Raw genomic sequence first — 7004 nt, 5'->3', positions numbered from 1 at the left:
GCGATTGTTGCAAAAGATTTTCACTACTTTTAGTAGACTACCATACCCCAAGTTGTGTTGAGGCCGGTCGGCTCGGGGTAGAGAGGGGTCGGGATCCCAGCTTCGACCATTTGTTTTGGGTGGCAGAAATCAGTGTTACACTTAGTTAACGAAGTTTCCCAGACTTTGGCGGCGCTTGCTCTCGATAGCGCCTTCCAGGGTCTCTGTTCTGGATGAGTTTTGAGAGAAAGTTCCCTGAACGTGCCCTGATCACGGGGGCCAGTCGAGGGATCGGCAAAGCGGTAGCTCTGAGACTGGCCGAGGAAGGGATAGCGGTTGCTTTGGTTGCCCGTTCCCACCCCGATTTGCTGGCAGTGCAGGCGGAGATCCAGGCAAAAGGAGGAAAGGCGGAGGTTTTTCCCATCGACTTGGCCGACTTGCCCGCTCTACCGCAGCGGTTGCAAGCTCTTTTGGATCGATTTGGTGTTTGTGATGTCTTGGTCAATAACGCCGGCATAGCCCAGGTTGGGCCTTTGGCCACCTTATCTTTGTCCGATTGGCAGCGAGTGATCGACTTGAACCTGACGGCAGCTTTTCTCTGTGCCCAAGCCGTTCTGCCCGGGATGCGCCAGCAGCGCTGCGGCACGATTGTCAACATTATCTCCATTGCGGGCAAGCGAGCCTTTCCCAATTGGGGGGCCTACTGCGCCAGCAAGTTTGGCCTGCTGGGCTTTTCTCAAGCCCTGGCCGCAGAGGAACGGCAGCATGGCATTCGGGTGACCAGCCTGTGTCCCGGAGCTGTGGATACCCCCCTTTGGGACACAGTTCAGGTCGATTTCGACCGTTCCCAAATGCTCTCGCCGGAGTGGGTGGCGGACTTGGTTGCGCACATCGTTCACCTCCCCAAGGGTGCTGTGGTGGAAGATCTCACCCTCATGCCGGCGGCGGGGGCCTTTTAGGCTGGCTCTTCCTGGAGTGGCCTTGCTAGCCCAGTTTTGAGGGTTTCCCGGCCCTGTCTCCCTCGACAAGTTCCTTCAACCCTTCGTTCAACCAAAGGAATATCCTGCTATGACTCTTGCCAAGCCTGGATCCGGTGCCGAATTGCGACTCAACGACAAAGCCAACCTCAAGTCTCGGGTTATTCGCGATCTGTCCCACTCGGCAGAGCAAGAGCCCAGGGGCTCAGAAAGCCTGGATCCGGCGATGGTGGCCGCAGTGGAGACGTTGCTGCGGGGAATTGGGGAAGATCCCCAGCGGGAGGGTCTCAAGAAAACCCCGGAGCGAGTGGTGGCCGCGCTGAAGTTTTTGACCAGCGGCTATCAGCAGTCCCTGGAAGATCTCATCAACGGCGCCATCTTCGACGAGGGCCACGACGAGATGGTGCTGCTGCGGGACGTAACCCTATTTAGCCTCTGTGAGCACCATCTGTTGCCCTTTATCGGCAAGGCCCATGTGGCTTACATCCCCCGCCAAAAAGTGGTTGGCCTGAGCAAGATTGCCCGCATTGTCGAGATGTACTCCCGCCGCCTGCAGGTTCAGGAGCGTCTTACCCGCCAGATCGCGGAAGCCTTGATGACCATGCTGGATCCCTATGGGGTGGGAGTGGTTATTGAGGCTACCCACATGTGCATGGTGATGCGGGGGGTGCAAAAGCCCGGCTCGTGGACGGTCACCAGCTCCATGGTAGGAGTATTTCAGGAGGATCCCCGCACGCGGGAGGAGTTCTTGAGCCTCATTCGCCACCCGTCCAACTTTTAAGGATCCCGCAGCGCTTTGCCGGCAAGAAAGCTAACCCTCTGCTCAAGCTGGGCATACTAGCTTAAAATCGACGCAGATCCTGCCAGAAGCGAGGCCTGTTATGAGCGAGGTCAGCCCTGAGAACCAATTTCCCACTGACTTAGACTCCGGTTGGAAGCCGCCGACCCCGCCTGATATCCAGCGCCCCGCGCGGGAGGCTGCGCAGACGCCGCCGGTGGAGCCCCCAACCCAGTTGGATCCGGTACTGGCTGCCTCTCCCCCTCAAGGGCTTAGATCGCGTCCTGCCACCAGTGCTCCCAAACCCATCTTGGGTCGACCCGTTCCACCGGGCGTGGCTGCCGCTCCGCCTCAGACGCCAGTGCCCATGCCTGGCCCTGCAACTGCCTCGCAGATGCCACCGCCCGCTCCAGCTCCTGCCGCCCGGCCTCAGGTGTCTCCCCCCAGCCCCAGTCCGGCTGCTCCGCCTTTTGGGCCGCCGGCTCGACCAACGGCTGCTGGACGGATCCCGGTGGCCGCCGCTGCTCCTAAGTCTGCCCCCGCTGGCCCGACGCTGCGCCAACTGGTGCAGGAAGCCTACGACAAGGGCTACTCGGATATTCACCTAGGGGTGGGAGAGGTGCCCCGTTTCCGGGATCGGGGGCAAATGGTCTTGAGTAACTACCCGGTCACCACTACTGAGATGTTCTATGGCTGGCTGCGGGAAAGCCTGCCGGAAAACCAAATCCGGCAATTTGAGGAGTGCCTGGAGCTGGATACCGCTATCCAGTACGAAGGCCTGGTGCGCTGCCGGGTCAACTGCTTTGTTTCCCTGCTGGGGCCGGCGATGGTGATGCGTCTGATCCCGCTCAAGATCTTGACCTTGGAGCAGTTGCGAGCGCCGGAGGTGTTGAAGCGCATTGCCGAAGAGCACAAGGGCCTGGTTCTGGTAACTGGCCCCACCGGCTCCGGTAAGTCCACGACTCTGGCGGCGATGGTGGACTACATCAACTCCAACTTCGCCAAGCACATCATCTCCATTGAGGATCCCATCGAGTTCGTCCACCAAAGCAAGAAATCGATGGTGCGGCAGCGGGAGGTTGGGATCCACACTCTGGAGTTTGCCAACGCCCTAAAGGCCTCGCTGCGCGAAGATCCAGACATCATCCTGATTGGGGAGATGCGGGATCGGGAAACGGTGGATACGGCTCTGAAGGCTGGTCAGACTGGCCACTTGGTCTTCGGAACCCTGCACACCAACAGTGCCGTCCGCACCATCGAGCGTCTCTTGGGGATCTACCGGCCGGAGGAGCAGGAGCCGATGCGTCTGCAACTAGCGGAGACTCTAGTAGCAATTATTGCCCAGACGCTGGTGCGCACCACCGATGGTAAGCGGACGGCGGCCCACGAGATCATGCGCAACACCGATGCTATCCGCGACTACATCAAGCGGGGCGCCGTGGACGAGATTGAGGAGCTGATTGCCGACGGCTCCTACGAGGGCATGTGTACCATGAATCAGTCTTTGTTTCGGCTCTACCAGGAGGGACGGATTACTGAGGAGGTGTGTCTGGAGGCGGCTCCACGGCGCAACGAGATGGCCCAATGGCTGCGGGGCCGGATTTAGAGCCGGTCTGCCGGCTGGGCCAGGTGCTTGAGGGAAGGTCTGTCCTATCCTAAACTGGGAGCAGTTAGCTTGCTAAGTTGTCTTCTCATCTTCTGGGCCAGCCTTTGGCTAGGGGGATGGGTTGCTGGGCTGGCTTGATTAAGTGAATTGAAAGAGCGTTACAAAACAGGAGAATCCCTACCGTGAGCGTGATCAACCAGATCATCGAGACTGCGGATGACCAACTGCGTTACCTCTCAGTCAGCGAACTGGAAGCTATCAAAGATTACATGAGCAGCGGCGAGAGGCGTCTGCAAATCGCTCAGGTGCTAACAGAAAATAAAAAGCGCATCATCGACGAGGCCCAAAAGCGGCTATTTGCCAAGCGACCCGAATATATACAACCCGGCGGCAATGCCTACGGCGAAAAGCGCTACAACCAGTGCCTGCGGGACTACGACTGGTATCTACGTCTGGTGACCTATGGCATCATTGCTGGCAGCAAGGAGCCGATCGAGTCCATCGGCCTGATAGGGGTGCGGGAGATGTACAATGCCCTCAACGTGCCCATTGCCGGTATGATCGATGCGATCGGGTTCTTGAAGGAAGCAGCCCTCAGCCTGCTGGATCCCGACTCCGCCGCCGAGGCCGCTCCCTACTTTGATTACATCATCAACGCCATGAGCTAGCTCGTATCTGCTGGGGAGCAAAGCCTGTCTGAGTGTCGAGAGGCGGGCTGCCTACAGAGATGCTAGGGCGGCGCGGGCGTGGGCGGCCACCTGCTCTTGGGGATCCTGAGCCAAGCGGGTCAAGCCAGGGCGAGCTGCCTCGGTGCCAAGCTGGGCTAGGGCAATGCAGACGCGGTAGCGCAACTGCCAGTCGTCCGAATCGATGAGGGGCTCCAGATGGGAGATGGCTCGCGGATCCCCTAGATCTCCCAGGGCAGCGGCGGCGGCTGTTGTCAGCAGCTCGTCTTCTTCCTGCAAAACCTGCACTAGGGTATCGAAGGCGGCGGGGTTACCCAGCTCGCCCAGGGCGGCGACAATGCTAAAGCGCACCAGCCACTCCGTCTCTCGCTGGTAGGCTTCTAGCAGATCGTCTAGGGCCTGCGGCTGCTTCAGATCCCCCAGGGCGGCGGCGGCGGCAGCCCGCACATCGAACTCGGGATCCTCTCGCAAAAACCGTCGCAGAATCGGCAAAAGGGCAGCCGGATCGACACCTTCGCCGGAGAGGGTGCCCAATTGGCTGATGGCGGCATAGCGGACGCGGGCATTCTCGTCGGTTACAGCTCGCTGCAACAGTGTCAAGGCTGCGGTCGGGGGGAGCTCTCTGGCTTTGTTGACGGCGCGCAGCCGATCCCCCAAGTTCTGAGAGCTCAACAGCTCCAGCAAGGCCGGCAGATCCCCAGAAGTTGTCGTCATCTCCTTATTCTCCCCCTAACCCGGCTATAGCAAAGGACGAAAAGCCGATGTTATCATTCTGAGGCAGTGCATCCAGTTTTTGTGAACTTATGGCCTTACTGCAGCAAGAAAAGCAGGAGATTATCGAGACCTACCGACTTCACGACACCGACACCGGTTCTGCGGAGGTACAAGTTGCTCTTCTAACCAGCCGTATCAACCAACTCTCGCAGCACCTTCAGAAAAACCCGAAAGATTTTAACTCCCGCCGCGGCCTGATGATGATGATCGGTCGGCGCAAGCGTCTGCTCAACTACATTGCCAAACGTTCTCCCGACCGCTTCCGGGAGCTGGCCGAACGGTTGAACATCCGCGTGAGAAAGTAGGCAGCTAGCTAAATCGCTGTTGGAGAGCTACCTTCGTGGGCAAGTCCAGCCGCTATTCCAAAGCCTCCCGCCGCCGCTCCAGCCCTACCCCTGCTCAGGTGGAGAAGCAGCCGACCCAAAGAGAGCCGGTTGCTGTTATCCCTCCGGAGGTGAGCCGGCGCATGGTGCGGCGGATCTTGGTCTTTTCCGGGATCCCTTCTGGCCTTGGCTTGAGCAGCTTTTTTGTCAATTACTATCTCTTAACCAACCATGTGGTGGCTCTGCCACCTTACTTTACCCTGGTGGAGTCGCTGGCCTTTTTCGGCCTTGGCTTTTTGGGTATTAGCTACGGCGTGTTCTCGGCTTCTTGGGATCCAGAGCCGGGATCCCTGCTGGGAATTGGCGAGTTCCGCCGCAACCTAGGCAATGTTTTCAAGCAGTGGCGCGAGTTGTCTGCCCCTTCTGAGCCTTCGGACGCCGACGAGTCCTAGATTTTGCTCTCTCTCAAAAAAGGCCAGCCCTCGTCCCTAGCCCCTCTCCTCTGGGAGCGGGGCTCTCAACTCTCATCCTCCATACGTTACATGACGCTCGGTGGTGCGGAATTGCAGGATCGTCAGGCCCACCACAATTAAGAAGAGCACAATTGATTGGGCGGCTGCTCTGCCCAAATTGCCCGACGATACACCGATTTTGTAGATCTCGTAGATCAGCACCGAGGTGGATCCGGAAGGGCCGCCGGCAGTCAGCAGATCAATGGTGCCAAAAATATCAAAAAAGGCGTAGGTCATGTTGGTGATCACCAAAAAGAAGGTGATGGGGGAAAGCAGCGGTAGGGTGATGGCAAAAAAGCGGCGAAGGGCCCCTGCCCCATCGATGGCAGCCGCCTCCTGCAAATCTTTAGGCAGGTTTTGCAGCCCAGCCAAATAAAACAAAATGTTGTAGCCCATCTGCTTCCAAACGCTGGCAAAGATCACCACCCAAGGGGCTAAATTGGGATCGCTCAGCCAGTTCAAACGTGGGATCCCTACCAGCCCTAGTAAGTAGTTGGCTACACCGCCCAAGGGGTTGAAGATGATGAAAAAGATGATGCCGGCCACTGCTGGCGAAATGGCATAGGGCCAGATCAGTAAGATGCGATAGATCGCCGCTCCGCGAATGGGCTGGTAGAGCAACGTGGCGATCAACAGGGATCCGCTCAGCCCTAGCACCACGATAGCCGCCGAAATGGCAAAGGTAATCCCCAGGCTGCGCAGATAGGTGGAATCTGTCAGCAGAGCGGTAAAGTTATCCACACAGACAAAGCGGCTGCGCGGTGCACCCACAAAGGTGAGCAGAGTGGAAAGGCGCAGGGTATCCAGCCCTGGATAGTAGAGAAACACCACCAAAATGGTGAAGGTGGGCAACAAGAGCAGCCAGGCCAGCCACCCCTGCTTGAAGATACCCCTCTCTTGGGGGGCTGCACTGGGGATCCCCAGGCGGCGCTTCCGCTCCTTGCCGACCCACGCCAGCAGCGGCCAGAGGGGGATGGCCATGCCCGCCAGCACCAGCCCCACGCCAAAAGCGAGGTCGATGGCCTTGCGCTCCGGCGCAAAGGTGCAAAAATCCAGCGGCACCATGAAGATCAGGGATCCCAACCCTCCTGCCAGACCCCCCAGAGCCGCCCCCAGCAGCACAGGCCGCTCGATGTGCCGAAAACGGGATCCCACCCAGAGGGCCCCTGACAACCCTGCCAGCAGTGGCACCAGCACTTGCATCCATTCCCCCATGTTCTCTTTCCCCTCTAACCTTGCAAAAGCCAAGAAAGGGGCAGGCGGCTGCCCACTCCCCATCTTCGGATTTCGCCGTCAACGTAAGGCGCGGGATTCCCCACCCGGGTGGGGAGGGATAGCGCCTCCTGACTGATTCTGGATATATCGCTTC

The 7004-nt window shown here is 58.8% G+C and carries 8 protein-coding genes; 6 read left to right on the top strand and 2 right to left on the bottom strand.

The genetic code is table 11. From position 1 onward, the window contains the following. Window positions 1-212 precede the first annotated feature (212 nt). From NW863_RS11895 to apcD, 4 genes are all read left to right on the top strand, one after another. Window positions 213-938 carry an SDR family oxidoreductase gene (locus NW863_RS11895; RefSeq protein WP_414366585.1) on the top strand — a complete coding sequence of 242 codons (726 nt, stop codon included), beginning with the start codon at window positions 213-215 and terminating at the stop codon, window positions 936-938. A 109-nt stretch (window positions 939-1047) separates the two neighbouring features. Further along, the gene (gene folE, locus NW863_RS11890; RefSeq protein ID WP_414335003.1) at window positions 1048-1737 is read left to right on the top strand and encodes a GTP cyclohydrolase I FolE; all 690 of its coding nucleotides are present in this window, start codon (window positions 1048-1050) and stop codon (window positions 1735-1737) included. 391 nt (window positions 1738-2128) lie between these two features. Further along, complete coding sequence (locus NW863_RS11885) at window positions 2129-3340, top strand: type IV pilus twitching motility protein PilT (RefSeq protein WP_414366584.1); 1212 nt, start codon at window positions 2129-2131, stop codon at window positions 3338-3340. A gap of 182 nt (window positions 3341-3522) precedes the next feature. Then, window positions 3523-4008 (top strand): allophycocyanin subunit alpha-B, encoded by a 486-nt coding sequence (apcD, locus tag NW863_RS11880; protein WP_414366582.1) that lies wholly within the window; start codon window positions 3523-3525, stop codon window positions 4006-4008. A 51-nt stretch (window positions 4009-4059) separates the two neighbouring features. Here the strand turns inward: apcD and NW863_RS11875 are convergent, their stop codons facing one another. Continuing rightward, window positions 4060-4740: a HEAT repeat domain-containing protein gene (locus NW863_RS11875; protein ID WP_414366579.1), complete on the bottom strand. Its 681-nt coding sequence runs from the start codon at window positions 4738-4740 to the stop codon at window positions 4060-4062. Between the two features lie 89 nt (window positions 4741-4829). Here NW863_RS11875 and rpsO point away from each other — a divergent pair, with 89 nt between their 5' ends. Then, a complete protein-coding gene (gene rpsO, locus NW863_RS11870; RefSeq protein WP_414366576.1) occupies window positions 4830-5105 on the top strand; it encodes a 30S ribosomal protein S15 in 276 nt (91 codons plus the stop codon). Window positions 5106-5140: 35 nt separating this feature from the next. Continuing rightward, on the top strand, window positions 5141-5575 hold the full coding sequence (locus NW863_RS11865; protein ID WP_414366575.1) for a photosystem II biosynthesis protein: 435 nt from the start codon (window positions 5141-5143) through the stop codon (window positions 5573-5575). Window positions 5576-5647: 72 nt separating this feature from the next. Here NW863_RS11865 and NW863_RS11860 read toward each other — a convergent pair whose 3' ends face one another. Further along, complete coding sequence (locus tag NW863_RS11860; protein ID WP_414366573.1) at window positions 5648-6850, bottom strand: carbohydrate ABC transporter permease; 1203 nt, start codon at window positions 6848-6850, stop codon at window positions 5648-5650. Window positions 6851-7004 lie beyond the last annotated feature (154 nt).

The sequence above is a fragment of the Synechococcus sp. B60.1 genome, from assembly GCF_047462555.1.
In the GTDB taxonomy this organism is placed as follows: Bacteria; Cyanobacteriota; Cyanobacteriia; order Thermostichales; family Thermostichaceae; genus Thermostichus.
This window is presented reverse-complemented; position numbering and strand designations above follow the sequence as displayed.

Coding starts and splice junctions, on each gene's coding strand:
- NW863_RS11895 (WP_414366585.1), top strand. CDS start 213: ATGAGTTTTGAGAGAAAGTTCCCTGAACGTGCCCTGATCACGGGGGCC.
- folE (WP_414335003.1), top strand. CDS start 1,048: ATGACTCTTGCCAAGCCTGGATCCGGTGCCGAATTGCGACTCAACGAC.
- NW863_RS11885 (WP_414366584.1), top strand. CDS start 2,129: ATGCCACCGCCCGCTCCAGCTCCTGCCGCCCGGCCTCAGGTGTCTCCC.
- NW863_RS11875 (WP_414366579.1), bottom strand. CDS start 4,740: ATGACGACAACTTCTGGGGATCTGCCGGCCTTGCTGGAGCTGTTGAGC.
- rpsO (WP_414366576.1), top strand. CDS start 4,830: ATGGCCTTACTGCAGCAAGAAAAGCAGGAGATTATCGAGACCTACCGA.
- NW863_RS11860 (WP_414366573.1), bottom strand. CDS start 6,850: ATGGGGGAATGGATGCAAGTGCTGGTGCCACTGCTGGCAGGGTTGTCA.